This is a genomic window from Halomonas caseinilytica, from assembly GCF_001662305.1.
Lineage (GTDB): Bacteria > Pseudomonadota > Gammaproteobacteria > Pseudomonadales > Halomonadaceae > Halomonas > Halomonas caseinilytica.
Map to the genome: position 1 here is coordinate 114666 of NZ_BDEP01000017.1, position 23292 is coordinate 137957.

Consider the following 23292-nt stretch of genomic DNA (forward strand, 5'->3'; position numbering starts at 1 on the left):
AAGACTGAAGTGGAGACGGAACCATCAAGAGAAGCAACCCCAGAGGACGCCCGCAGGAAAAGCGTCCCCCGATGAACGAGAAAATTACCGATGAGCAGGTGCGCCTGATCGACAGCGATGGCGAGCAGCTGGGCATCATGGCCACTCGCGATGCGCTGGAGCGTGCCGAGGCGGCCGGTATGGATCTCGTGCAGATTTCCAATGCCGATCCGATCGTCTGCAAGATCATGGATTACGGCAAGTTCGTCTTCGAACAGAAGAAGCAGAAGGCGGCACAGAAGAAGAAGCAGAAGCAGATCCAGGTCAAGGAAGTCAAGTTCCGGCCTGGCACCGACGAGGGTGACTATCAGGTCAAGATGAAGAACCTGACACGATTCCTCGAAGGTGGCGACAAGGGCAAGGTCACGTTGCGCTTCCGCGGTCGCGAGATGGCCCACCAGGACATCGGTCGCAAGCTGATGGAGCGCATCGCCGCCGATCTCGAGGAGATCGGTACTGTCGAATCCTTCCCCAAGATGGAAGGGCGTCAGATGATCATGATTATTGCCCCCAAGAAGAAGTGATCCGGCGGCCGGTCAAACGGGTGGCGGGCGTGATGCCCGCCATCGGCCCCGGGTTTTCTCAAAAACCTCGAGCGGAGTTCAACTCATGCCGAAGATCAAGAGCAACAGCGGCGCTGCCAAGCGCTTCAAGAAGACGGCCAACGGCTTCAAGCACAAGCAGTCGTTCCGTAGTCACATCCTGACCAAGAAGTCCACCAAGCGTAAGCGTCAGCTGCGTGGTATGAAGCAGATCCACGACGCCGACAAGCAGCTCGTGCAGCGTATGCTGCCGAACCTGTAACCCTTGGTCGCAATTCTTCAACGTCAGGAGTAAGCCATGACTCGTGTCAAGCGTGGTGTCGTCGCACGTCGCCGTCACAAGAAAATCCTCAAGCAGGCCAAGGGCTACTACGGTGCCCGTTCGCGCGTCTTTCGCGTGGCCAAGCAAGCCGTCATCAAGGCCGGTCAGTACGCCTATCGTGACCGTCGCCAGCGCAAGCGTCAGTTCCGCGCTCTGTGGATCCAGCGCATCAACGCCGGTGCCCGTCAGCATGGCCTGTCCTACAGCCGCTTCGTCGGCGGCCTGAAGAAGGCCGGGATCGAAATCGATCGCAAGGTGCTGGCCGATCTGGCCGTCAACGAGAAGGCAGCGTTTGCCGCTATCGTCGAGAAGGCCAAGGCTGCCCAGTAAAGGGGATCGAGAGGGTGCGGCGTCAGCCTGGCGCGACCGCCGCCCCGATGATCGTCGCAGGGGAAGAGCAGCCGCTCTTCCCCTGTTTTTTTGACACCCGGTCGCGTCGGCGATGCCCGCACAGCGGGATATCGGTCGGCGATGGCGGGACCAAGAATTCGGAGCATCAACGGATGGACCACCTTCCCACTCTGGTCGCCGAGGCTCGCGATGCCATCCAGGCCGCCGACAGCATGGCCGCCCTGGATGAGCTGCGTGTGCGCTATCTCGGGAAGAAGGGCGAGATCACCGCGCTGCTCAAGGGCCTGGGTCAGCTACCGGCGGACGAGCGCCCGGCCGCGGGGGAGCGTATCAACCAGGCCAAGCAGACATTGGCCGCCGAGCTCGACGAGCGCAAGCAAGCGCTCGAGAAGGCTGACCTCGAAGCCCGGCTGGCCGCGGAAACACTGGATGTCACGCTGCCCGGGCGAGGCCAGCCCAGCGGTGGCCTGCATCCGGTGACCCGGACCCTGGAGCGCATCGAGAGCCTGTTCACTCATGTTGGCTTCGATGTGGCGGTCGGGCCCGAGATCGAGGACGACTATCATAACTTCGAGGCGCTCAACATCCCTGCCCATCATCCGGCGCGGGGGATGGCCGATACCTTCTACTTCGATGCCACTCGGCTGCTGCGTACTCACACCTCCCCGGTGCAGGTGCGCACCATGAAGAGCACTGAGCCGCCGATTCGCATCGTCTGCCCGGGGCGCGTCTACCGCAGCGATTCCGACCTGACGCATACCCCGATGTTCCACCAGGTGGAGGGCCTGCTGGTCGATGAGGACGTGCGGTTTTCCGACTTGAAGGGCACGATTCAGGACTTCCTGCATGCCTTCTTCGAGCGCGACGATCTGGCCGTGCGGTTTCGCCCGTCCTATTTTCCCTTCACCGAGCCCTCGGCGGAGGTCGATATCCAGTGCGTGATGTGTGACGGGGGCGGCTGCCGAGTCTGTTCCCAGAGCGGCTGGCTGGAAGTCATGGGGTGCGGCATGGTGCATCCGGAAGTGTTCCATCACTCCGGCATCGACAGCGAACGCTATACGGGCTTTGCCTTTGGCATGGGGGCTGAGCGTCTGGCCATGCTGCGCTATGGCGTCAACGATCTGCGACTGTTCTTCGATAACGACCTGCGCTTCCTGCAGCAGTTCGCCTGATTGTCACCAGTACACACAGCCAGGGAGCATCGTCGTCAGGCTTGATACACAGGGGAGGGGGCAGCGCTCCGCGTAGGCCTGTCGACGGCCCGTCTCCGTGTCGCCGATGGCGATGCTCCCAGAGAGCACAGCGATAGGATTTGTCATGAAATTTTCCGAACAGTGGCTGCGTGAATGGGTTTCTCCGGCGTTGGCGACTCAAGCGTTGGCCGATCAGATCACCATGGCCGGCCTCGAGGTCGACGGCATCGAGCCTGTGGCGGCAGCTTTTGAAGGCGTGGTGGTCGCCGAGGTGGTCGAGCGGGCAAGACACCCCGATGCCGACAAGCTCAACGTCTGCCAGGTCGACGATGGCACTGAACGGCTGCAGGTCGTCTGCGGCGCTCCCAATGTCGAGGCCGGGCAGAAGGTGGCGTTCGCTCGGGTCGGCGCCGTGCTGCCCGGCGACTTCAAGATCAAGAAGGCCAAGCTGCGCGGTGTCGAGTCCCGCGGCATGATCTGCTCCGCCTCCGAGCTGGGACTGGAGGAGGAGTCCTCCGACGGTATCCTGGTATTGCCCGCGGAGGCACCGGTCGGCGAGGACTTCCGCGCCTACATGACGCTCGATGACAGCACCATCGAAGTGGACCTGACTCCCAACCGGGGGGATTGCCTGAGCATCCAGGGCATGGCGCGAGAGGTCGGCGTGCTCAACCGCCTCCCGGTCGAGGGACCGGGCATCGCGCCGGTGACGCCCGTGCACGATGACACCTTCCCGGTGCGTGTCGAGGACGCCGAAGGCTGCCCGCGTTATCTGGGGCGGGTGATCAAGGGCGTCAACGTCACGGCCGAGACGCCGCTATGGATGGTCGAGCGCCTGCGCCGCAGTGGTATCCGCTCCATCGATCCGGTGGTCGATGTTACCAACTACGTCATGCTCGAGCTGGGCCAACCCTTGCACGCCTTCGATCGGGCCAATCTCGATGGTGCCGTGATCGTGCGGCGTGCCCGCCAGGGCGAGCAACTGGTGCTGCTCGACGGGCAGGCCATCACGCTGAACGACGATACCCTGATCATTGCCGACGAGCGGGGCCCCTTGGCCATTGCCGGTGTCATGGGGGGAGAGCAGTCGGGCGTGAGCGCCGAGACACGTGACATCTTCCTCGAGGCGGCTCACTTCTCGCCCCTGGCAGTAGCAGGCCAGGCTCGCACCTACGGGCTGCACACCGATGCCTCGCACCGTTTCGAGCGTGGCGTCGATCCCGAGCTGGCCCGGGAGGCCGCCGAGCGCGCCACGACCCTGTTGCTGCAGATCACCGGCGGCGAAGCGGGGCCGTTGGTCGAAGTCGCCGACGCGTCGCGACTGCCTGGCGATCGGGAGGTGGTGCTGCGACGCGCGCGGCTGGATCAGGCCCTGGACAAGGTGTTGCCTGCCGAGGAAGTCAGCGAAATCCTCGAGCGCCTGGGCATGGTCGTCGAGACCAGCGACGAAGGCTGGCGAGCCAGGGTGCCGAGCTGGCGTTTCGACATTGCCATCGAGGAAGACCTCATCGAAGAGGTGGCGCGCATTCATGGCTACAACAAGCTGCCGGCGCGGCATCCTCGTGCCCATCTTGGCCCGCGTCCGGATCACGAAGCGCGTACACCGCTGGCCGCATTGCGCCACCGGATGGTCTCGCGAGGTTACTTCGAGGCGGTGACCTACAGTTTCGTGGCGCCGGAGTTGCAGGAGACCTTGTTGCCCGATGCCGTGTCACCGGTGTTGGCCAATCCTATCTCCAGCGACCTGTCGGTGATGCGTGCCAGCCTTTTCCCGGGCCTGGTGCGTGCCCTGGAGCACAACCTGAATCGCCAGCAGACTCGCGTCCGGCTGTTCGAGACGGGCCTGGTGTTCCGCGGAGAGCTCGATGACCTCGATCAGGTGCCGATGCTCGGCGCGCTGGTCTGCGGTAGCCGCGAGCCCGAAGGTTGGAGTGGCGGCAAGGAGAAGGTGGACTTCTTCGATCTCAAGGGGGATCTCGAAAGCTTGATCGAGATGGGCGGCGAGGCGGATGTCTGGCGCTTCGAACCCGGTGAACATCCTGCCTTGCATCCCGGTCAATGCGCCCGGGTGATGTACCGCGGGCAGGAAGCCGGGTGGATCGGTACGCTGCACCCGGCGGTGCGTGCTCGCCTCGGTCTCAAGGTCGATGCGTTGCTCTTCGAGGTTCGCCTGGATGCCCTGACCCATGGCCGCATACCGGCATTCCAGCCCTTGTCTCGTTTCCCCGAGGTGCGGCGTGACCTGGCCTTCCTGGTCGATGCCGAGCAGCCGGTGCAGGCCTTGCTGGATACCCTCCGGGCTCAGGCGGGGGAATGGCTGGTCGAGGCGCACCTGTTCGATGTCTATCAGGGCAAGGGCGTGCCGGAAGGGCGAAAGAGCGTCGCATTGGGCTTGACCTGGCAGCATCCTTCGCGCACGCTAAATGACGATGAAATCAATCAGTTGGTCGATGCCATCGTCGAGGAATCGCGTCTGCACCTGGGGGCCGAGTTACGCGCATGAAGGCCTCGGAGCGACACCTGGAGCAAGGGCTGGCTCGACCACCACAGCGTGAGGAAAGCGACATGGGGGCGTTGACCAAGGCCGAACTGGCCGAACACCTGCACGCCGAGCTTGGCCTCTCCAAGCGCGAGGCCAAGTCCATGGTGGAGTCCTTCTTCGAGGAGATACGCGGCTGCTTGCGCGAGAACGAGCAGGTCAAGCTGTCCGGGTTCGGCAATTTCGACCTTCGCGACAAGCGCGAGCGACCGGGACGCAATCCCAAGACGGGGGAGGAGATTCCGATTTCCGCTCGTCGGGTCGTGACCTTTCGTCCCGGCCAGAAGCTCAAGTCGCAGGTCGAGGCCTATACCGGCGACAAGAGCTGAATCGGCGCCACGGCACTGAGCGAGCCACGAGCGACGCCGCCACTTCCAGGAGAAGTGGCGGCGTCGTCATGTGTGTGGCTACAAGGCGCCGTTTTCCAGCGACCAGGTGATCACCACCTTGATCAGGTAAGCCAGCATACCGGCACCGAGTACCACGAATAGCATGATGGTGCCGAAGCGGCCCGCCCCGGACTTTCGGGCCAGATCCCAGATGACAAAACCCATGAACAGCATCAGACCACCGATCATGATGGGCGTGATCCAGGTCTCGAAGGCGTTCTGCATGTCGGCTCCTTGGCGTCGATGGCCCGGTAGTTTACGCGATCACCGGCGCCCGGGCATGGCGGCCAGCGTGCGGCATCCCGGCGCACATGTTACTATCCAACTGAATTTTTTAAGGCAAAATCCGCGACATGCCCATGCTCAAGATCTTTGTAGGAACCGTATACGGCGGCGCACTGGACGTGGCCGAACAGGTCGCGCCCCTATTCGAACAGGCTGGCTATGAGGTGTCGATCTTCGATCAGCCGACATTGGATGACCTGATCGGCTCGCCGACGGATCTGGCACTGTTCTGTACCTCGACCACCGGCAGTGGCGATTATCCGGGCAACCTCGTTGCCTTCGTGCGCGAGCTGGAAGCGAAAAGCCCGGGGCTCGTCGGTCTGAAGTACGGCATGATCGCCATGGGCGACAGCTCCTACGTGGACTCCTTCTGCGGCGCCGGTCGCAGTCTCGATGAGGTGCTGCAAGGGCAGGGCGCCGAGCGTCTCGGCGAGCGCCTCGAGGTGGATGCCATGGAAACCTTCATGCCCGACGACGCTGCCTTGCCCTGGGTCGACGAGTGGATCGAGTCCCAGCAACTCAAGGTGGCCTGAGCATGGCGGCTTCGCCTGAGCGTTGCAGCCTGCTGGTGGGGCTACTGATTCTGATGGTGGTCAGCGTGCCACGTTACCTGGCCGGTGGCCATGATACCCATCTGGCCTTGATGGCGATCGGTGGTGTCGCCGTGGCATCGTTGGCCGTCTTCCAGTGGTGGCGATTGTCTGCGGCGTTGCGTGCCGAGCTGCCCGGCCTGATGCGGCGCCTCGTGATTTGCCTGGTGGTCGGCCTGTTGGTCATGGGCATCTGGCATGCATTGTTCGGTGCCTGGAGTGGCTGGCCGCTGCTGGTGTCGCATGGTGCCACCCTGGGGTTGCTGCTGCATGCCTTGGGGTTGTGGTGGAAGCCAGCCCCGGAGAGGAAGAAGTAAGACGCGACTGATGCCGCTGGGAGGTAGAAGACAGCGGCTGACGCCGCTGGAAGAGTGAAGAACGGCGCAAAGCGCCTTAAGAGGGGGGAACTCCCTTGACGCCCCGAGCGCTGGGGCTAGCCTGCTCTTCACTCTTCACTCTTCACCCGAGGGTATAGCAGGGCACGTATTCGCCGGCGAGTTTCATGCGTCCCTGGGCGACAAAGGAGGTCAACAAATCGTCCAGGCGCGCCATCAACTGGGGCTCCGCGCTGAGGCGGAAGGGGCCATGAGCCTCGATGAGACGAATGCCTCGTTCCTTGACGTTGCCGGCGACGATGCCGGAAAAGGCCCGTCGCAGGTTGGCGGCCAGCTCATGCACCGGCTGCTGTCGATGCAAGGCCAGGGCCCCCATGGTCTCGTGATTGGGGTCGAAGGGTTCCTGGAAGTCTCGAGCCACGGTGAGCCGCCAGTTGAAGTAGAAGGCATCCTGTCTGGCACGCCGGTACTCGCCGACGTTGTCGATTCCCTTGCGCATGACGCGGGCGACCTCGACCGGATCGTCGATGATGATGCGGTACAGGTCGCGTACCGACTCGCCAAGGGTATAGACTAGGAATTCGTCGATGCGCTTGAAGTAATCGGCGGAACCGGCGGGACCGGTGAGGATGACCGGCAGTTCCATGTCGCTGTTGTCCGGATGGAGCAGAATGCCGAGAAGGTAGAGGATTTCCTCTGCCGTGCCGACCCCGCCGGGGAAGACGATGATGCCGTGACCCAGACGGACGAAGGCTTCCAGGCGCTTCTCGATGTCGGGCATCACCACTAGTTCGTTGACGATGGGGTTGGGCGCCTCGGCAGCGATGATGCCGGGTTCGGAAACGCCGAGGTAGCGACCCTCGCTGCGACGCTGCTTGGCGTGGGCAACGTTGGCTCCCTTCATCGGCCCCTTCATGGCGCCTGGACCGCAGCCGGTGCAGATGTCGAGCTCGCGCAGCCCCAGGTGGTAGCCCACGTGCTTGGTGTAGTCGTACTCTTCACGGGAGATGGAGTGACCGCCCCAGCACACCACCATGCTCGGGTCGCGGCTGGGCTTGAGGGTGCCGGCCTTGCGCAGAATATGGAAGACGGCGTTGGTGGTGCCTTCGGCGCTGTTCAGGTCGAAGCGGCGATGCGTCTGGATCTCGTTGTAGACATAGACGATGTCGCGCAGCACCGAGGAGAGGTGCTCCCGAATGCCGCGAATCATGCGGCCATCGACGAATGCCTCGGCGGGCGCGTTGGTGAGTTTCAGACGCACGCCACGGTCCTGCTGGATGACTTCGATGTCGAAATCCGGATAGGTCTCCATCAACGCTAGGCCGTCGTCGGTGGGATTCCCGGAGTTGAGGACCGCCAGGGCGCAGCTGCGCAGTAGCTCGTGCAAGCCGCTGCGTGAAGTATCGTGCAGACGGTTGACTTCCTGCTGGGAGAGTATTTCCAGGCTGCCTTCCGGCGAGATGGTGCTGGAGATGGTATCGGCCATTCGGGGCGTCCGTGTCGCGGTGATGATGAGCGGGAGTGTCTCCCGGGCCTTGCCTGTCGCGGCAACGCCGATCTGGATGTCATCGATGCTATCACGGCCTCGCGAGACGCGCAGCGCTGCGGCCGTGTCCGCCAACTGATAGAATGAAACCGCCTGTTTCCCGTACAGCGATGCGACGCGCCATGTTCAACGCCCAATACTTTCGCACTTTCATCACCCTGGTCGAGACTGGCAGTTTCACTCGGACGGCGCGTCGCCTGGAAATGACCCAGCCTGGCGTCAGCCAGCATGTCCGCAAGCTCGAGCAGTATCTCGGGCGCTCTCTGCTCGAGCGGCAGGGTCGGCGCTTCGCGCTGACCGAAGCAGGGCGGCGTGCCTACGACTACGCGCTCAAGCTGTTCGCCGAGCATGAGCAGTTCCGCCATTCCCTGGATGACGAGAGCCTCGACAGCGGCGAATGCCGGTTGGCGTCGCCCGGGAGTGTCGGCTTGATGCTCTACCCCTTCATCCTTGGTCAACAGCAGATGCATACCGGGTTGACGGTCAGTTACAGCTTTGCCTTCAATCACGAGATCGTCAGCGATGTGCTCACCGGGCGTCATGACCTGGGGATCGTCACTGAAGCTGTGCGGCATCCCGAAGTGGACTGCGAGGTCTGGCACCAGGAGCCACTGTGCCTGGTGGTGCCGGCGGATTTTGCCGGGACCGGGCTGGCGGATCTGATGGGCATCGGCTTCATCAGCTACTCGGACGGCGTCAACCATGCCGATGTCCTGTTGCGCCGCAATTTCCCGGATGAGTTCCGCTCCATGAGTCACTTCCCGCGGCAGGGCTTTACCAATGAGGTGAGCATGGTGCTGGATGCCGTGGCGCGTGGCCTGGGCTTCACCGTGGTGTCGCGTCTGGTGCTCGAGACCTCGCCCTGGCAGCGCCAGGTCAAGGAGCTATCCTTGCCGCAACCGGTGCATGAGACCCTGCATCTGGTAACCCGGCGAGGCAGTCGCATGCCGCGACGCTATACCCGGCTGCTGGATGCCTTTCGTGACCACCGGCGCCACGAGCGCTATGGGCATGGGGAGCCTTCCATGGAGGTCGGTGCCAGAGAAGGCGGCGGGGAAGCGGACTGACGACGGCAGCGAGATCCCCAAAACCAAAATGACGACGCCCCGCCATCGAGCGGGGCGTCGTGTCATGGGAACGTCTCAATCCCGGTAGGCGTCGATGCTCGGACAGGAACAGATCAGCTGTCGATCGCCCTGGACATTGTCGACCCGGTTGACGGCCGGCCAGTATTTGGCCGCCTTGACGGCCTGGGAAGGGAAGGCGCCGATTTCGCGAGAATAGGGACGTTCCCAGGCATCGTCCATCAGATCGGCCATGGTGTGCGGCGCTCTGACCAGAGGGTTGTTGTCCGCCGGCCATTCGCCGGATTCGACGCGGGCGATTTCTTCGCGAATGCTGATCATGGCATCGCAGAAGCGATCCAGCTCATAGCGCGATTCCGACTCGGTGGGTTCGATCATCAGGGTGCCGGGCACCGGGAAGGACATGGTCGGCGCATGGAAGCCGTAGTCCATCAGTCGCTTGGCGATGTCCTCTTCACCGATACCGGAGGCGGCCTTGAGCGGGCGGACGTCGAGGATGCACTCGTGGGCCACGGTGCCGTTGGACCCCTTGTAGAGAACCGGGTAGTGCTCGCCGAGGCGACGGGCGATGTAGTTGGCACCGAGAATGGCCAGCTCGGTGGCCTCGCGCAGCCCGCGGGCGCCCATCATCTTGATGTAGGCCCACGAGATGGGCAGGATCGAGGCGCTGCCGAAGGGGGCCGCCGCCACCGCACCGGCGCCGGCCTCGACGCCTTCCAACGGGCGGACGCTGTGATTGGGAACGTACGGGGCCAGGTGCGCCTTGACGCCGATTGGCCCCATGCCCGGGCCGCCTCCACCGTGCGGGATGCAGAATGTCTTGTGCAGGTTGAGGTGGGATACGTCGCCGCCGAAGTCGCCGGGCCGTGCAAGGCCTACCTGGGCATTCATGTTGGCGCCGTCGATGTAGACCTGGCCGCCGTGCTCGTGAACGATCTCGCAGGCCTCGCGCACTCCTTCCTCGAAGACGCCGTGGGTGGAAGGGTAGGTGAGCATGATGGCCGAGAGATTGTCGCTGTGTGCCTCGGACTTGGCGCGCAGATCGGCCAGGTCGATATTGCCATCCGCGTCGCACTCGACCACCACGACCTTCATGTGGGCCATGGCGGCCGAGGCCGGGTTGGTGCCATGGGCCGAGCTGGGGATCAGGCAGACATTCCGGTGGCCCTCGCCCTGGGCCGCCTGGTAGCGGCGGATGGCCACCAGGCCGGCATATTCGCCCTGAGCGCCGGAATTGGGCTGCATGGCGATGTGGTCGTAACCGGTGATCTCTTCGAGGAAGGCGGCCAGCTCGTCGATGATCTGCTTGTAGCCGGCCACCTGGTCTTTGGGCGCGAAGGGGTGGATGCGTGCCAGCTCGGGCCAGGTGATGGGCATCATCTCGGCGGTGGCGTTGAGCTTCATGGTGCACGAGCCCAACGGAATCATGGCATGTGCCAGTGACAGATCCTTGTTTTCCAGGCGCTTGAGGTAGCGCAGCATCTCGGTTTCGCTGTGGTAGCGCTGGAACGTCGGGTGAGTGAGGAAGTCGGAATCACGCTGGCAGGCCTCGGGAATGCCGCTGGTGCCCGCGGCGACGATCTCGGCGTCGAGAACCGAGACGGAAAGGCCGTGTTCCTCGCCGAGCAGCACATCGAAAAGCTGGGCCACATCGTGGGCGGTGGTGGTCTGGTCGAGGCTCAGGCCGACATCGCCACCCTCGAAATAGCGCAGGTTGACGTCCTGGGCCATGGCGCGACCATGGATCTTGCCGGCATCCACGCCGGTCAGGCGCAGGGTGTCGAACCAGCTGTCATTGGCCAGGCTGACTCCGGCACGGCGCAGTCCTTCGGCCAGGATGGTGGTCAGCCGGTGAATCCGGCCGGCGATGGTGCGCAGCCCCTCGGCACCGTGGTAGACGGCATAGAAGCCGGCGATGTTGGCCAGCAGTGCCTGGGCGGTACAGATGTTCGAGGTGGCCTTCTCGCGACGAATGTGCTGCTCGCGGGTCTGCATCGCCATGCGCAGGGCGGTCTGGCCCCGTTCGTCCCGGGAGACGCCGATGATACGGCCCGGAATCGAGCGCTTGAGCTTGTCCGAGGTGGCGAAGAAGGCGGCGTGGGGGCCGCCGAAGCCCATGGGCACGCCGAAGCGCTGGGCCGACCCGACCACCATGTCGGCGCCGAGCGCTCCCGGCTCCTTGAGCAGCACCAACGACATGATGTCTGCGGCCACGCAGGTCATGATGCCCTTTTCCTTGGCAGCGCTCAGCAGGGGAGCGAGATCGCGGACGCGGCCACTGTCGCCGGGATACTGTAGCAGGGCGCCGAAGGCATCGTGATCGGCCAACTGCTCGGCGGGCGCGACGATCAGCTCGAAACCGAAGTAGTGGGCCCGGGTGCGGACCACATCCAGCGTCTGCGGGAAGACATCCTCGGCGACGAAGAAGGCATTGGTCTTGGCTTTCTTGTTGGCGCGCCGGCAGAGCGCCATGGCTTCGGCAGCGGCGGTGGCCTCGTCGAGCAGAGAGGCATTGGCCAGGCTCATGCCGGTGAGGTCCATGATCATCTGCTGGAAGTTCAGCAGGCCTTCCAAGCGCCCCTGGGATATCTCCGGCTGATAAGGCGTGTAGGCAGTGTACCAGCCGGGATTCTCGAGCACGTTGCGCTGGATCACGGCCGGCAGCAGGGTGTCGTAATACCCTTGGCCAATATAGCTCTTGGCCACGCGGTTCTGTCGGGCCAGTCGATAGAGGTAGTCCAGCGCTTCGGCTTCGCTGCGCGGCGGATCCAGGGCCAGTTCCCGCCCGAGGCGGATGCCCGCCGGGACGGTGCGATCGATGAGACTGCCCATGCCGTCCATATCCAGCGTTTCCAGCATGGCGGCCACATCCTCGGCATCGGGGCCATTGTGGCGCTGGAGGAAGGCATCGTGGTTGGCCAGATCGGCCAGGCGGCGTTTGTCGAAAGCCATGACATACCTACTGTGACGTGGTGGCACCGGGTGCCGGATACGAAAGGAAGGGCGGAGCTCTGCCTGAAAAACGCCTGCGCTCAAGGGCGATTCGGCTTGTCAGGCAAGGTCAGGCCCGACCTCGGAGGGCCGGGCCTGGTGGCGTCACTCCTCGGCGTCGGCGATGGCCTGGTAGGCCTCGGCGTCGAGCAGATCGTCCAGGTCGGTACCATCCTCGAGGCGCACCTTCATGATCCAGGCATCCTCGTAAGGGGATTCGTTGATGGATTCGGGAGCATCTTCCAGCGACTCGTTGACCTCGATCACTTCCCCGGAGACCGGTGCATACAGGTCCGAGGCCGCCTTGACCGATTCGACCACGCCGAACTCGTCGCCCTTGGCAAGTGAGGCGCCGACTTCGGGCAATTCGACGAACACGACATCACCCAGGGATTGCTGGGCGTGGTCGGTGATACCGATGGTCACCGTCCCGTCGCCGTTATCCTGAATCCACTCGTGGCTCTCGGCATAGCGCAGATTGGGGGGGATGGAGCTCATGATGTTTTCCTATACGAAAAAGTTTTTCTGAGTTGGGTGAAATCCTAACGCCATCGAGACCGTTTGGCGAGTCCGGATGGCATCGATCTCCACGTTGCGTGGGGTATGCCCATCCCCATCTTAGAAAACCCCCGCGAAAATGCCCATGGCTACCGCTGCTCGAGGGAGGTTAATGGGTGGTTTCGATATGCGCCCCGCTGCGTGATGCCTTTCCAGCTTTCCAGGAAAGGTGGCTCATACCGGGGAGCGCAGGAGGGAGAGCTCGCGATGGGGACGGTCGGCCATACGGCGAACCGGGGCGCTGGCAAGTCAAGATGGGAGTTCAGGTGGTTTTCTTATAGGAAATTTATTTCGTAGACTGTCGATCGCTGGGGCCGGTCGACGCCATGATGGCGTCTCGCTCCGATGTGTTCGAATCGAGCGCTTCGGCGGGTCGGTGACTATACGTTGTCCTGCGGGGAGGAGAAATCCCGAGATTTTCCAATAGGAGACTGGAGCGCCAACGGAAGGATTCGCTATGGTACGGCTGTTCGTATCATCGCGGTCCAGGCCGCTCATGAACATCATGCACGTTGGTGCATAACAAGAAAACTGAGGGAGACGAAACGTGGAAACCTTGACCAATATACTGACGGCGATCGAAGGCGTCGTCTGGGGCCCCTTGATGCTGGTGCTGTTGCTGGGGGTAGGCCTCTATCTGCAGCTCGGCCTCAAGCTGCTGCCCATCCGCAAGTTGGGCATGGGCTTTCGGCTGTTGTGGGGTGGTCGCCGGACAGCGGCAGGCGACGAGGAGGACGGCGAGGTATCACCCTTCAACGCACTGATGACATCGCTGTCGGCGACCATCGGGACCGGTAACATCGCCGGGGTTGCAACGGCCATCTTCCTGGGGGGGCCCGGTGCGGTCTTCTGGATGTGGATCACGGCCCTGGTCGGCATGGCGACCAAGTTCTCCGAGGCAGTCCTGGCGGTGCGCTATCGCCAGGTCGACGAGGCCGGGGAGCATGTCGGTGGCCCGATGTACTATATCCGCAACGGACTCGGCAAGAAGTGGGCCTGGCTCGGCGGGCTCTTCGCCCTGTTCGGTGCGGTGGCCGCCTTCGGCATCGGTAACACCGTACAGTCCAACTCCGTGGCCGATGGCCTCGGCGAGTCGATTGGCCTGCCGCATTGGGTGACCGGCCTGGTGATCATGGTGCTGGCCGGTGCGGTCATCCTCGGTGGCATCAAGCGCATCGCCAAGGTGGCGGGAAAGCTGGTGCCGGTGATGGCGGTGGCGTACATCGTCTGTGGTCTGCTGGTGCTGATCATCAATGCCGATCAGATCGGCTCGGCCCTGGGCATGATCTTCACCCACGCCTTCACTCCGATTTCCGCTGCGGGCGGCTTTGCCGGTGCGGCGGTCGCCAAAGCCATCCAGTTCGGTGTGGCGCGCGGGGTGTTCTCCAACGAGGCGGGGCTCGGCAGTGCGCCCATCGCTCACGCCGCCGCCCAGACCAAGAACCCGGTGCGCCAAGGCCTGATCGCCATGCTGGGGACCTTCATCGATACCATCGTGGTCTGCTCCATCACGGCCCTGGCGATCCTCACCACTGCCTGGACGTCGGGGGAAACCGGTGCGGCGCTGACCTCCCTGTCGTTCGAGGCCGCCCTCCCGGGCATCGGGCAGTACGTGGTGTCTTTTGCCCTGGCGGTGTTTGCCTTCACGACCACCCTGGGCTGGGCATTCTACGGCGAGAAGTGCTTCGAGTACCTGTTCGGCGTGGGTGCCATCAAGTTCTACCGGGTGGTCTACATCCTGGCGATCTTTGCCGGGGCCGTGTTGCCGTTGAACTTCGTGTGGCTGCTGGCCAGCGTCTTCAACGCCATGATGGCGATCCCCAACCTGGTCGCCCTGGCACTGTTGTCGCCGGTGGTCTTCAAGCTGACGAAGGACTACTTCGGCGGCAAGGAAGTGCTGCCCGGCGAGGATCTCGACAAGTAGACCGTGGAGATATGGCCGGCTTCATGCCGGCCATTCACGATCGATTTCATGGGAAAGGTTAGCGAACCGATGAGCGAACAACACAAGACGCCACTTTTCGATCTGCATGTGGAGCTCGGGGCACGAATGGTGCCTTTTGCGGGGTATTCGATGCCCGTGCAGTACACGCTTGGCGTCAAGAAGGAACACGAGCATACCCGTCGGGCCTGCGGACTGTTCGACGTCTCCCACATGGGGCAGGTGCTGTTGCGTGGACCGAAGCCGGCCGAGGCGCTGGAGACGCTGGTGCCGGCAGATCTGGTCGGACTGCCTGTCGGCCGACAGCGTTATGGACTGTTCACGGCGGAAAGTGGCGGTATTCTCGACGATCTGATGATCGTCAATGCCGGTGATCACCTTTACCTGGTGGTGAACGCTGCCTGCAAGGAGCAGGATATCGCTCATCTGCGCCGAGGCTTGCCCGATCACGAAATCGAGGTGCTGGACCGTGGTCTGCTGGCATTGCAAGGGCCTGAAGCGGCGGCGGTGATGCAGCGCTTGTGCCCCGAGGCTTGTGAGCTGGTGTTCATGCAGCATGGCCGCTTCACCATCGAAGGCATCGAGGTATGGATCAGTCGCAGCGGCTATACCGGTGAGGACGGTTTCGAGATATCCGTGCCTGCCGAGCAGACCGAAGCTCTGGCACGACGTCTGCTGGATGAGGAGGAAGTCGAGGCGATCGGCCTGGGGGCACGTGACTCCCTGCGTCTCGAGGCTGGCTTGTGTCTCTATGGTCACGATATCGATACGACGACGACCCCGGTGGAAGGCGGCCTGATATGGGCCATCGGCAAGCCGCGTCGTCGTGATGGAGAGCGCCCGGGTGGATTCCCCGGCGCCGATCTCATCCTGCATCAGGTGGCCGAGAAGGACCACCAGCGCAAACGCGTTGGCCTGCTGGGGGAAGGGCGTGCCCCGGTCCGGGAAGGCGTCGAGCTGTATGATGGCGAAGGCAACGCGATCGGCAGCGTCTGTTCCGGTGGTTTCGGTCCCAGCATTGGGCGTCCGGTGGCCATGGGCTATGTGACCGTCGATCAGTCGGCCATCGACACCGTCGTCTATGCCGAGGTGCGTGGCAAGCGTCTGCCGATGACGGTGACCAAGCTGCCCTTCGTGCAGCCCGGCTATCATCGCGGCTGACTTTATACCGTTATCTATCTGCTGGCTTCTGAAACGTAAAACGGCCACCTTCGAGGGTGGCCGTTTTTCCTGCTCGGTCTTGTCATGGCGCTTTTGGCATGCCTTTAGTCGTTGCGGGAAAGGATCCACCGGAAGGTCAGGCTGATCCGTCGTCCAGGGTACCGCCTGGTGGGCAGGCTGTGTTCGAGTCGGGACTGCACGCCGGCGCCCATCAGCAACAGGCTGTCGTGGGGCTGATCGACGTTGAAGGCGGGGGCGTGCCGATCCTTCCAGCGGAAACGCAGAGGACGATTCATGCCCAGGCTCACGGCGGCGATCACGGGGGCTTCGCCGAGTTCCGGTTCGTTGTCGCTGTGCCATCCCATGCGCTCACTGCCATCGGCGTAACGGTTGAGCAGCACACTGTTGAAGCGAGCCTCGATGCCGACGGCGTCCAGACGCGACTGAACGATATCGCGGACCCTGAGTACCTCGGGGTGCCAGGGGACCGGCGTGAAGTCCCGACCCGAGTAGCGATAGCCGGCATCGCCCATCCAGACCTGCAGGCGGGGAATCGGGTGTTCGCGCCCATAGAGCTTGAGGGTCGGACGCTGCCAGTCGAGCTCGGCATCGAGACGATGCAGGACCGTCGTGGCGTCGGGATCGCCCAGCAGCGTCGTATAACGGATCAGCGGCGGCGTCTCCAGAAGGACCTCGCCGCCGCTGCCATGGGCAAGGAGTGACATGCCTTCAGCATGCCATGCCACTGCCTAGCCGGCCAACTGCAGGCTGCCCAGCGCAAAGGCATAGCCGATGGCCGCACCCGCGATGACATCGCTGATGTAGTGCAGTCCGAGCCCGACGCGTGACATGGCGATCAACAGCACGATCGGCAGCAACCAGGGCGCGAGCCAGGGCGTATGCATGGCGGTCAGCGTCAGGAACATCACGGCATGCATGGTGTGGCCGCTGGGAAAGCTGTAGCGGTCCCGGGCGGGTTCATTGCAGATGATGGTATGGAAGGTAATGAACGGCCGTTCACGACACAGCCGGGTCTTGACCAGCCGATAGAAGGCAATGGCGACCAGGGCCGTGACGGTGTACTGCACCATCAGGTGCCAGCCTGCCGCGCCCCGGTGCAGCAAGGGTTGCAACAGGATCAGGCCGACCCAGAGAGGCCAGTCTCCGGCTCGGCTGGCCAGCCGCAAGGTAGCCAGCCAGCGCCGGTAGATGCTGAATCCGGCCATCCATTGGCAGAGCTGCCATTCGAGCAGATCGAGCCGTTCAAACACGGCAGGGATGCGTGGTTTCATCGGACACCTCCCGAGCGAGGTTCAGTGCGGCGAGGAAGTCGTCGGTGATGGCGGGCCAGCGGTACTGCAATGCCCGCTCGCGAGCCGCTCGGCCCAGCCGGCCGTAACGCGCCGGCTGCTGGCTGAGGGTAACGGCGGCGTCACGGAAGCCGTCTTCGTCGCCGACGGGCAGGCTGACGCCGTTGATGTCGTCGTCGATCAACTCGGCCCCGGCAGCATGGCGGAAGGCGACGACAGCCAGGCCACTGGCCATGGCCTCGAGCACCACATTGCCCCAGGTTTCGGAAATCGACGGGAAGATAAAGATGTCGGCGCTGGCGTAGTGGCGTGCCAGGCCCTGAGGATCGATGAAGCCGGTGAAGCGCACATCCGGCAGGGCCTTTTCCAGACTGCTTTTGCCGGGGCCATCGCCGACCACCACGATGCTCATTTCGGGGCGGGCCGCCAGCATGGCGGCGAAGGTGTCGCGGAGCAGGTCGAGATTCTTCTCCGGTGCCAGCCGGCCGACGTAGAGCGCCACAGGGCGGTGTTCGTCACCGTCCCAGCTCGCTCTCAGCTCAGGGCTGCGATGCGCTGGCGAGAACGTCTCGCCGTCGATGCCGCGGGCCATGACGCGCACATTCTCGAATCCCTTCGACGTCAGCTCCTCGGCCTGTCGATGGGTGGGTACCAGGGTGCCGGCACAGCGATTGTGGAAATGTCGCAGGCGCCGGGTGACCAACGGCGACAGCCAGGCGATGCCATAGTCGCGGCAGTAATGGTCGAAGTTGGTGTGCCAGCCGCTGACCACGGGAATCTCGAGACGTTCGGCGGCACGCAGCGCCGACCAGCCCAGAGGTCCTTCGGTGGCCACGTAGATGACATCGGGACGCTCCGTTGCCCAGAATCGTTGCAGGCGACGACCCGCCGGCAGGCCTAGACGGACTTCGCGATAGCCGGGCATCGAGAACCCTTTGACCTGCAGTTCGGCACTCATGCCGTCGGCGCCGTGCGCCTGGCCGGCCGGGCGAGGGCGTACCAGCTGCAGGGTAAAACCCCGTTGCAACAGTTCGGTACTCAGTTGCTTCAGGGTATGGGCGACACCGTTGATATCCGGTGACCAGGTTTCGCTGACCAGGCAGATGCGCATGTCGATCCTCGTGCCATCCGGCGCCGGAATGGCGCCGTTTGACACAGACCGTGCCCGGTGTGGATGACAACCGGGCGACAGCACTGTGAAGAGACGATGACACCGACTAGCGCAGGACGTCCAAGGGATCCATCGGCTTGCCGCCATGGCGCATGTCGAACAGAAGCTCGTGGCGGCCGTTCGCGGTTTGGCCCACGACACACAGAGGCGTGCCGCGCTTCACGCGTTGTCCGCTGTCGACGAGAAGGCGCGAGCAGCGAGCATAGACGCTTTGCAGGTTGTCCGGATGATGGACGATGACGACCTGGCCGAGCTGGCGCATGCTGTCGGCGAAACGCACCTGGCCGTCGGCCACGGCCTTGGCGCGGGCTCCCTGGTCGGTGGTGAGCAGCATCGGTTGCAGGGTGCCGTGGGCGTCCTTGCCGAAACGCCTTGCCACGTCGTAATCATCGAGCGGCCAAGGCCAGCCCTTGGCATCAGCGGGCATGGTGCCAGGGTCGGGCAGGCGAGCCGGAGGCGTCGATGCCGAGCTGCTGCTGGCCGATGAGCCGCCGCCGAGCGGCACCTGGATCAGGTGACCGACCTTGAGGTCAGTGGGGGTGACATCGGGGTTCGCCGCGACCACCTGGCTGGGGTCGGCGCCGAAGCGCCGGGCCACGGAGGTGAAGGTGTCGCCGGGACGTATCTGGTAGCGGTACGGGCCTCCGGAGGGGGCGCGTTCCTGCCGGCTGGGCACCAGGATGCGCTGGCCGACGGCGAGACCTCGGGGCTCGATGCCGGGATTGAAGCGCTGCAGCCTGATCAGCGGAACCTCTGCGCGGCGAGCGATGGCGCCGAGGGTATCGCCACGGCGGATGGAGACCCAACTGCCGGCGATTCCTGCCGGCTCTCCGCTGGCGGCATCACGGGAAGTGCCAGGTGTCGAAGACTGGCTGGCACAACCGGTCAGCAGCGCGAACAGGAATATCAGAGCGAGTCGAGGGAGGCATCCTTTGCCTGCCACAGGGCGTTCAGCCATGAGTGGAAGCGTTCCTTGTAGTTCGGGTCCTGATGATAGTTGCCGTCTCGCATCCAGGCGGGGACTTGCAGATGGCGTGCCCGGAGGTGAATGAGCCCCTCCTGGCCGCACAGGAATCGCCAGAAATGCGGGGCGGGGGTGTCGTAGCTCAAGGTGACATCGAGGATGCCGCCGAGTCGGTCGCCGAGCAATCCGACGACCTGGGCGATACCGCCTGCCCGGGGTGGCAACAGGTGCCGATAAGGGCTCTGGCGAGCGGCGTGCTTGGCGGGCGTGAAGCGAGTGCCCTCGACGAAGTTGTAGATGGCGATGGGACGTTCGCGGGCATGGCGGCACATGCGCTCGGTAGCTTCCTGGTCGCGGCGCGCGAGATGCGGGTTGCGCTCGCGCTGTTCCCGGGTCAGGCGCCGGAGCATGGGAAATTCCAGGGCCCAGAAGGCGAGACCGACGACGGGGATCCAGATCAGCTGACGCTTGACGAAGAAGTGCGGCATGGGAATGCGCCGATGCAGGACCAACAGCAGCACGAAGATGTCGGTCCAGCTACGATGGTTGGAGAGCACCAGCCACCAGTCATCGCGACTCAGATTGTCGGGCAGTTCCAGGTCCAGGCGCGGTGACAGCCAGTGGCGCATCCACCAGAGGTTGATGTCCAGCCACCAGCGGGCGATGGCATTGAGCCCCGAGAGCACCCGGCGGCGCAGGGGGCGTCCCGGGGTGACGAGCTTGAGCAGGGTGAGCGCGATCAGCGGCACCGCCCAGAACAGGGTGTTGAGTGTCAGCAGCAGCAGGCTGACGATCCCTTTCAGGGTCGACATGCCGGTTTCCTCCATGATCGTCATCAGCCCGCAATGCTAATGGAGAATGTACCCGCTCGCCAGGCGCCATGGCCGAGCTGCGGGAATCATTCACGCAATTCGGGAAGATCCTCGAACAGTGACAATGCCTCGGGGTTGGCCAGGGCCTCGCGATTCTTCACCGGGCGGCCGTGTACCACGTTGCGCACTGCCAGCTCGACGAGCTTGCCCGAGAGAGTCCGGGGTAGATCCTCGACCTGAATGATGCGTGCCGGTACGTGGCGAGGCGTGGTGTTGGCACGAATGGTGGTCTTGATCTCGTCGCGCAGGGCATCATCGAGGCGCAGGCCCGACTTCAGCCGCACGAACAGCACCACGCGGACATCGTCCCCCCAGTCCTGGCCGATGCACAGGGATTCCAGCACGCCCTCGACCTTCTCGACCTGGCGATAGATCTCGGCGGTGCCGATCCTGACGCCGCCAGGATTGAGAACGGCATCGGAGCGACCGTGGATGATCAGGCCATCCTCGGGGGTGATCTCGGCGTAGTCGCCATGGGCCCAGATGCCGGGGAAGGTGGCGAAATAGGCATCGTGATAGCGTTCGCCGTCGGGATCATTCCAGAAGCCGATCGGCATCGACGGGAAGGGGCGGGTGCAGACGAGCTCGCCCTTCTCGCCGCGCAGTGGCCGGCCATCGTCGTCGAAGACCTCCACGGCCATGCCTAGGCCCCGGCATTGCAGTTGGCCTCGGTAGACGGGGCGGATCGGGCATCCCAGGGCGAAGCAGGAGACAATATCGGTACCACCGGAGATCGAGGCCAGCAGCAGGTCGTCCTTGATGTCACGGTAGACATAGTCGAAGGATTCGTGGGACAGCGCCGAGCCGGTGGAAAGGATCGCGCGCAGGGCGGCGAGATCGTGATCCTTGCCAGGGACGAGGCCTTCCTTCTCGCAGGCGGCCAGATAGCGGGCACTGGTGCCGAACACCGTGATGCCCTCGCGCTCGGCGATACGCCACAGGACCTCGGCATCAGGGGCAAAGGCGGCGCCGTCGAACAGCACCAGGGTCGCGCCGCTGGCCAGTCCGGAAACCAGCCAGTTCCACATCATCCAGCCGCAGGTGGTGTAGTAGAAGAGGGTGTCCGAGGCATCGAGGTCCGTGTGCAGGCGGTGCTCCTTGAGGTGCTGGAGCAAGGTGCCTCCGGCGCTGTGAACGATGCACTTGGGTGTGCCGGTGGTGCCCGACGAATAGAGAATATAGAGCGGGTGATCGAAGGGCTGGGCGCGGAAGTCGATTTCCTCGGCCCCGTTGTCGAGATAGTCGTCCCAGGCGACCGCCCCGGGAATTGCGTCCAGAACCGGCGCGTCATCGAGGAAGGGAAACACCACCAGGGTGTCGAGCCCATCGAGGGCGCGGGCGATCTCGGCCAGCCGGGGGCGAGTGTCGATGGGCTTGCCGTTCCAGGTGTAGCCGTCGGCGGCGATCAGCACCTTGGGGGTGATCTGGCCGAACCGGTCGAGAACGCCCTGGAAGCCGAAGTCCGGCGAGCAGGAAGACCACACGGCGCCGAGGCTGGTGGTTGCCAGCATGGCAATCACTGCGTGCTCACTGTTGGGGACGAAGCCGGCAACCCGGTCGCCCGGCTCGACGCCGTCGTCACGCAGCGCCCGGGCCAGCCTGGCCACGTGCCGGTAGAGTTCGGCATGGCTCAGCTCGCGACGGCGCCCGCGCTCGTCGTGGACGATCAGGGCCGGCGCCTCGTCTCGGCGGCGCAGCAGGTTGGCGGCGAAGTTGAGCCGGGCCTCGGGGAACCAGCGGGCGCCCGGCATAGCATCGGGCGATTCGAGCACCGGTTCGCCGCGGTGTTCGGCGACGATCTCGAAGGTGTCCCACAGCAAGGACCAGAAGCGCTCGGGGTATTCGATGCTCCAGGCATGGAGGTCGGCGTAGTCATGGAGCTGCGCGCCATGCTTGGCTTCGATGTGGCGCATCAGCGCCGCCATTTGGGTGGCGGCGGTCGTCTCGGGGGAGGGTTGCCAGAGTGGGGCCGTCATCTCGTTCCTCTCTCAAGGGCTCGGGCGTCACCGGTTTCCTTCAGCCTAGCAGCCCGAGGTCGTGGATCCTTCGTTGTTCATCGCGGGCCTGCGACCTGGTTCAGCACTGCAGCCTGGGCGTTTGCAGTGTCGGTGGCTCGACGCCATCGCGCAGCACATCCCGCAGTGCCTGGGCGGCCACCGAGAGCTCGCCGGTCTTCGGTGAGAGCACACCGACCGTGCGTTCGATGATCGGAGAGTGCAGCGGCAGGCAGCGTGCGCCAAGCTCGTGCATCTGGTCGATGCATAGCGATGGCACGGCGCTCACTCCCAGGCCATCGGCGACCATGCGTCCCACCGTGGTCAGCTGGTGGCTCTCGAAGGTCACGGCCAATGAAATGCCATCCTCATGGAGACGCCGCTCAAGCATGCGCCGCACCATGGAAGGACGTTGCAGCGTGATGAAGTCCTGCGTCAATAGCCGGTCCCAGTCGAGACTGTTCTGGTCGGCGAGGGGCGAGTCGGCAGGTACCACGGCGACGAAACGGTCCGTGAACAGCGGATCGACCCGTAGTGTGTCGCTGGCTTCGGGCTCGAAGGCGATCCCCAGTTCGACACGCCCCTGGCGCACCATGTCGATGACGTCCTCGTTGATCACGTCGTGCACGGTGACGTTGATGCCGGGATGACGTCGGCGAAAGCTGGCCAGCAACGCGGGGAGCTGGTTGCCGGCAAACGAAGGCATGGCCGCCACGGCAACGCTGCCGAGTCGCAGCGTGAAGCGCTGGCGCAGGATTTCCTCGGTATTGTCCCAGTCGGCCAGCAGGCGCTTGGCCAGGGGCAGCAAGGACTCGCCCTCGGGGGTCAGGCGCACGCTACGGGTACTACGGTTGAGCAGGCGCCCACCGAGGGTGTCCTCGAGCCCCTTGATGGTCAGGCTGAGTGCTGGCTGCGAGAGATGCAGGCGTTCACAGGCCTGAGTGAAGCTGAGGGTCTGGGCGACGGCGAGAAAGGCTCGAAGCTGCTTGACGGTCATGGCGAACGATTCATGGCGACTCAATTTATTTGTTTTTACAAAAAACCGATAAGAAAAACAAACTTAACAAATAGATGGCCTGCCCCTGACACTGCAGGACAAGGTCCCGTCATGGT

At 63.9% G+C, this 23292-nt stretch carries 22 protein-coding genes; 11 read left to right on the top strand and 11 right to left on the bottom strand.

Annotated elements, in window-relative coordinates:
* Positions 1 to 23 precede the first annotated feature (23 nt).
* The 6 genes from infC (at position 24) to ihfA (ending at position 5315) form a co-directional block, all read left to right on the top strand.
* Positions 24 to 563 (top strand): translation initiation factor IF-3, encoded by a 540-nt coding sequence (infC, locus tag A9O65_RS12320; protein WP_073292051.1) that lies wholly within the window; start codon positions 24 to 26, stop codon positions 561 to 563.
* Between the two features lie 85 nt (positions 564 to 648).
* Positions 649 to 843, top strand: a complete 195-nt coding sequence (gene rpmI, locus A9O65_RS12325; RefSeq protein WP_016854829.1) for a 50S ribosomal protein L35 — start codon at positions 649 to 651, stop codon at positions 841 to 843.
* 36 nt (positions 844 to 879) lie between these two features.
* The gene (gene rplT / locus A9O65_RS12330; RefSeq protein WP_013332273.1) at positions 880 to 1233 is read left to right on the top strand and encodes a 50S ribosomal protein L20; all 354 of its coding nucleotides are present in this window, start codon (positions 880 to 882) and stop codon (positions 1231 to 1233) included.
* A gap of 173 nt (positions 1234 to 1406) precedes the next feature.
* A complete protein-coding gene (gene pheS, locus A9O65_RS12335; protein ID WP_064702251.1) occupies positions 1407 to 2426 on the top strand; it encodes a phenylalanine--tRNA ligase subunit alpha in 1020 nt (339 codons plus the stop codon).
* A 145-nt stretch (positions 2427 to 2571) separates the two neighbouring features.
* Positions 2572 to 4950, top strand: coding sequence for a phenylalanine--tRNA ligase subunit beta (gene pheT / locus A9O65_RS12340; protein ID WP_064702252.1), 2379 nt, complete (start codon positions 2572 to 2574; stop codon positions 4948 to 4950).
* Positions 4951 to 5012: 62 nt separating this feature from the next.
* Complete coding sequence (gene ihfA / locus A9O65_RS12345) at positions 5013 to 5315, top strand: integration host factor subunit alpha (protein WP_064698640.1); 303 nt, start codon at positions 5013 to 5015, stop codon at positions 5313 to 5315.
* 78 nt (positions 5316 to 5393) lie between these two features.
* Here the strand turns inward: ihfA and A9O65_RS12350 are convergent, their stop codons facing one another.
* Positions 5394 to 5600 (bottom strand): DUF2788 domain-containing protein, encoded by a 207-nt coding sequence (locus A9O65_RS12350; protein ID WP_064698399.1) that lies wholly within the window; start codon positions 5598 to 5600, stop codon positions 5394 to 5396.
* Positions 5601 to 5728: 128 nt separating this feature from the next.
* Between A9O65_RS12350 and A9O65_RS12355 the strand changes: the two genes are divergently transcribed.
* A complete protein-coding gene (locus A9O65_RS12355; RefSeq protein ID WP_064698400.1) occupies positions 5729 to 6193 on the top strand; it encodes a flavodoxin domain-containing protein in 465 nt (154 codons plus the stop codon).
* Positions 6194 to 6195: 2 nt separating this feature from the next.
* Positions 6196 to 6567 (top strand): hypothetical protein, encoded by a 372-nt coding sequence (locus A9O65_RS12360; protein ID WP_064698401.1) that lies wholly within the window; start codon positions 6196 to 6198, stop codon positions 6565 to 6567.
* Between the two features lie 142 nt (positions 6568 to 6709).
* Here A9O65_RS12360 and ppnN read toward each other — a convergent pair whose 3' ends face one another.
* A complete protein-coding gene (gene ppnN, locus A9O65_RS12365; protein ID WP_064702360.1) occupies positions 6710 to 8071 on the bottom strand; it encodes a nucleotide 5'-monophosphate nucleosidase PpnN in 1362 nt (453 codons plus the stop codon).
* Positions 8072 to 8253: 182 nt separating this feature from the next.
* On the opposite strand from ppnN, the gene A9O65_RS12370 reads away from it, so the two are divergent.
* Complete coding sequence (locus A9O65_RS12370; RefSeq protein WP_064698642.1) at positions 8254 to 9198, top strand: LysR family transcriptional regulator; 945 nt, start codon at positions 8254 to 8256, stop codon at positions 9196 to 9198.
* Between the two features lie 75 nt (positions 9199 to 9273).
* Here the strand turns inward: A9O65_RS12370 and gcvP are convergent, their stop codons facing one another.
* Positions 9274 to 12168 (bottom strand): aminomethyl-transferring glycine dehydrogenase, encoded by a 2895-nt coding sequence (gcvP, locus tag A9O65_RS12375; protein ID WP_064698402.1) that lies wholly within the window; start codon positions 12166 to 12168, stop codon positions 9274 to 9276.
* Positions 12169 to 12312: 144 nt separating this feature from the next.
* Positions 12313 to 12705 carry a glycine cleavage system protein GcvH gene (gcvH, locus tag A9O65_RS12380; protein WP_064698403.1) on the bottom strand — a complete coding sequence of 131 codons (393 nt, stop codon included), beginning with the start codon at positions 12703 to 12705 and terminating at the stop codon, positions 12313 to 12315.
* Positions 12706 to 13312: 607 nt separating this feature from the next.
* Here gcvH and A9O65_RS12385 point away from each other — a divergent pair.
* Both A9O65_RS12385 and gcvT read left to right on the top strand, forming a co-directional pair.
* Positions 13313 to 14689 (top strand): alanine/glycine:cation symporter family protein, encoded by a 1377-nt coding sequence (locus A9O65_RS12385; RefSeq protein WP_064702253.1) that lies wholly within the window; start codon positions 13313 to 13315, stop codon positions 14687 to 14689.
* A 69-nt stretch (positions 14690 to 14758) separates the two neighbouring features.
* A complete protein-coding gene (gene gcvT, locus A9O65_RS12390; protein WP_064702254.1) occupies positions 14759 to 15868 on the top strand; it encodes a glycine cleavage system aminomethyltransferase GcvT in 1110 nt (369 codons plus the stop codon).
* A 104-nt stretch (positions 15869 to 15972) separates the two neighbouring features.
* On the opposite strand, the gene A9O65_RS12395 is transcribed toward gcvT, so the two are convergent.
* The 7 genes from A9O65_RS12395 to A9O65_RS12425 all read right to left on the bottom strand — a co-directional run bounded on the left by A9O65_RS12395 (position 15973) and on the right by A9O65_RS12425 (position 23176).
* On the bottom strand, positions 15973 to 16593 hold the full coding sequence (locus tag A9O65_RS12395; protein WP_064702255.1) for an alpha-ketoglutarate-dependent dioxygenase AlkB family protein: 621 nt from the start codon (positions 16591 to 16593) through the stop codon (positions 15973 to 15975).
* A gap of 24 nt (positions 16594 to 16617) precedes the next feature.
* Positions 16618 to 17160 carry a phosphatase PAP2 family protein gene (locus A9O65_RS12400; RefSeq protein ID WP_064698407.1) on the bottom strand — a complete coding sequence of 181 codons (543 nt, stop codon included), beginning with the start codon at positions 17158 to 17160 and terminating at the stop codon, positions 16618 to 16620.
* Positions 17132 to 18289, bottom strand: coding sequence for a glycosyltransferase family 4 protein (locus A9O65_RS12405; RefSeq protein ID WP_064698408.1), 1158 nt, complete (start codon positions 18287 to 18289; stop codon positions 17132 to 17134). Before A9O65_RS12405 ends, A9O65_RS12400 begins: the two co-directional genes overlap by 29 nt.
* A 106-nt stretch (positions 18290 to 18395) precedes the next feature.
* On the bottom strand, positions 18396 to 19307 hold the full coding sequence (locus tag A9O65_RS12410) for a murein hydrolase activator EnvC family protein (RefSeq protein WP_082919922.1): 912 nt from the start codon (positions 19305 to 19307) through the stop codon (positions 18396 to 18398).
* Positions 19256 to 20125, bottom strand: coding sequence for a 1-acylglycerol-3-phosphate O-acyltransferase, YihG family (yihG, locus tag A9O65_RS12415; protein WP_064698409.1), 870 nt, complete (start codon positions 20123 to 20125; stop codon positions 19256 to 19258). The genes A9O65_RS12410 and yihG overlap by 52 nt, the downstream gene beginning before the upstream one ends.
* 86 nt (positions 20126 to 20211) lie before the next feature.
* The gene (locus A9O65_RS12420; RefSeq protein WP_064702256.1) at positions 20212 to 22161 is read right to left on the bottom strand and encodes an acetoacetate--CoA ligase; all 1950 of its coding nucleotides are present in this window, start codon (positions 22159 to 22161) and stop codon (positions 20212 to 20214) included.
* Positions 22162 to 22261: 100 nt separating this feature from the next.
* A complete protein-coding gene (locus A9O65_RS12425) occupies positions 22262 to 23176 on the bottom strand; it encodes a LysR family transcriptional regulator (protein WP_064698411.1) in 915 nt (304 codons plus the stop codon).
* Positions 23177 to 23292: the final 116 nt, after the last annotated feature.

What these genes read in the sequence shown, in the direction of transcription:
- ihfA (WP_064698640.1), top strand. Translation starts at nt 5,013, where the DNA reads ATGGGGGCGTTGACCAAGGCCGAACTGGCCGAACACCTGCACGCCGAG.
- pheS (WP_064702251.1), top strand. Translation starts at nt 1,407, where the DNA reads ATGGACCACCTTCCCACTCTGGTCGCCGAGGCTCGCGATGCCATCCAG.
- gcvT (WP_064702254.1), top strand. Translation starts at nt 14,759, where the DNA reads ATGAGCGAACAACACAAGACGCCACTTTTCGATCTGCATGTGGAGCTC.
- A9O65_RS12360 (WP_064698401.1), top strand. Translation starts at nt 6,196, where the DNA reads ATGGCGGCTTCGCCTGAGCGTTGCAGCCTGCTGGTGGGGCTACTGATT.
- A9O65_RS12420 (WP_064702256.1), bottom strand. Translation starts at nt 22,161, where the DNA reads ATGACGGCCCCACTCTGGCAACCCTCCCCCGAGACGACCGCCGCCACC.
- A9O65_RS12355 (WP_064698400.1), top strand. Translation starts at nt 5,729, where the DNA reads ATGCCCATGCTCAAGATCTTTGTAGGAACCGTATACGGCGGCGCACTG.
- A9O65_RS12395 (WP_064702255.1), bottom strand. Translation starts at nt 16,593, where the DNA reads ATGTCACTCCTTGCCCATGGCAGCGGCGGCGAGGTCCTTCTGGAGACG.
- A9O65_RS12405 (WP_064698408.1), bottom strand. Translation starts at nt 18,289, where the DNA reads ATGCGCATCTGCCTGGTCAGCGAAACCTGGTCACCGGATATCAACGGT.
- A9O65_RS12370 (WP_064698642.1), top strand. Translation starts at nt 8,254, where the DNA reads ATGTTCAACGCCCAATACTTTCGCACTTTCATCACCCTGGTCGAGACT.
- rplT (WP_013332273.1), top strand. Translation starts at nt 880, where the DNA reads ATGACTCGTGTCAAGCGTGGTGTCGTCGCACGTCGCCGTCACAAGAAA.
- ppnN (WP_064702360.1), bottom strand. Translation starts at nt 8,071, where the DNA reads ATGGCCGATACCATCTCCAGCACCATCTCGCCGGAAGGCAGCCTGGAA.
- yihG (WP_064698409.1), bottom strand. Translation starts at nt 20,125, where the DNA reads ATGTCGACCCTGAAAGGGATCGTCAGCCTGCTGCTGCTGACACTCAAC.
- A9O65_RS12350 (WP_064698399.1), bottom strand. Translation starts at nt 5,600, where the DNA reads ATGCAGAACGCCTTCGAGACCTGGATCACGCCCATCATGATCGGTGGT.
- rpmI (WP_016854829.1), top strand. Translation starts at nt 649, where the DNA reads ATGCCGAAGATCAAGAGCAACAGCGGCGCTGCCAAGCGCTTCAAGAAG.
- A9O65_RS12410 (WP_082919922.1), bottom strand. Translation starts at nt 19,307, where the DNA reads ATGGCTGAACGCCCTGTGGCAGGCAAAGGATGCCTCCCTCGACTCGCT.
- gcvP (WP_064698402.1), bottom strand. Translation starts at nt 12,168, where the DNA reads ATGGCTTTCGACAAACGCCGCCTGGCCGATCTGGCCAACCACGATGCC.
- gcvH (WP_064698403.1), bottom strand. Translation starts at nt 12,705, where the DNA reads ATGAGCTCCATCCCCCCCAATCTGCGCTATGCCGAGAGCCACGAGTGG.
- pheT (WP_064702252.1), top strand. Translation starts at nt 2,572, where the DNA reads ATGAAATTTTCCGAACAGTGGCTGCGTGAATGGGTTTCTCCGGCGTTG.
- A9O65_RS12400 (WP_064698407.1), bottom strand. Translation starts at nt 17,160, where the DNA reads ATGAAACCACGCATCCCTGCCGTGTTTGAACGGCTCGATCTGCTCGAA.
- A9O65_RS12425 (WP_064698411.1), bottom strand. Translation starts at nt 23,176, where the DNA reads ATGACCGTCAAGCAGCTTCGAGCCTTTCTCGCCGTCGCCCAGACCCTC.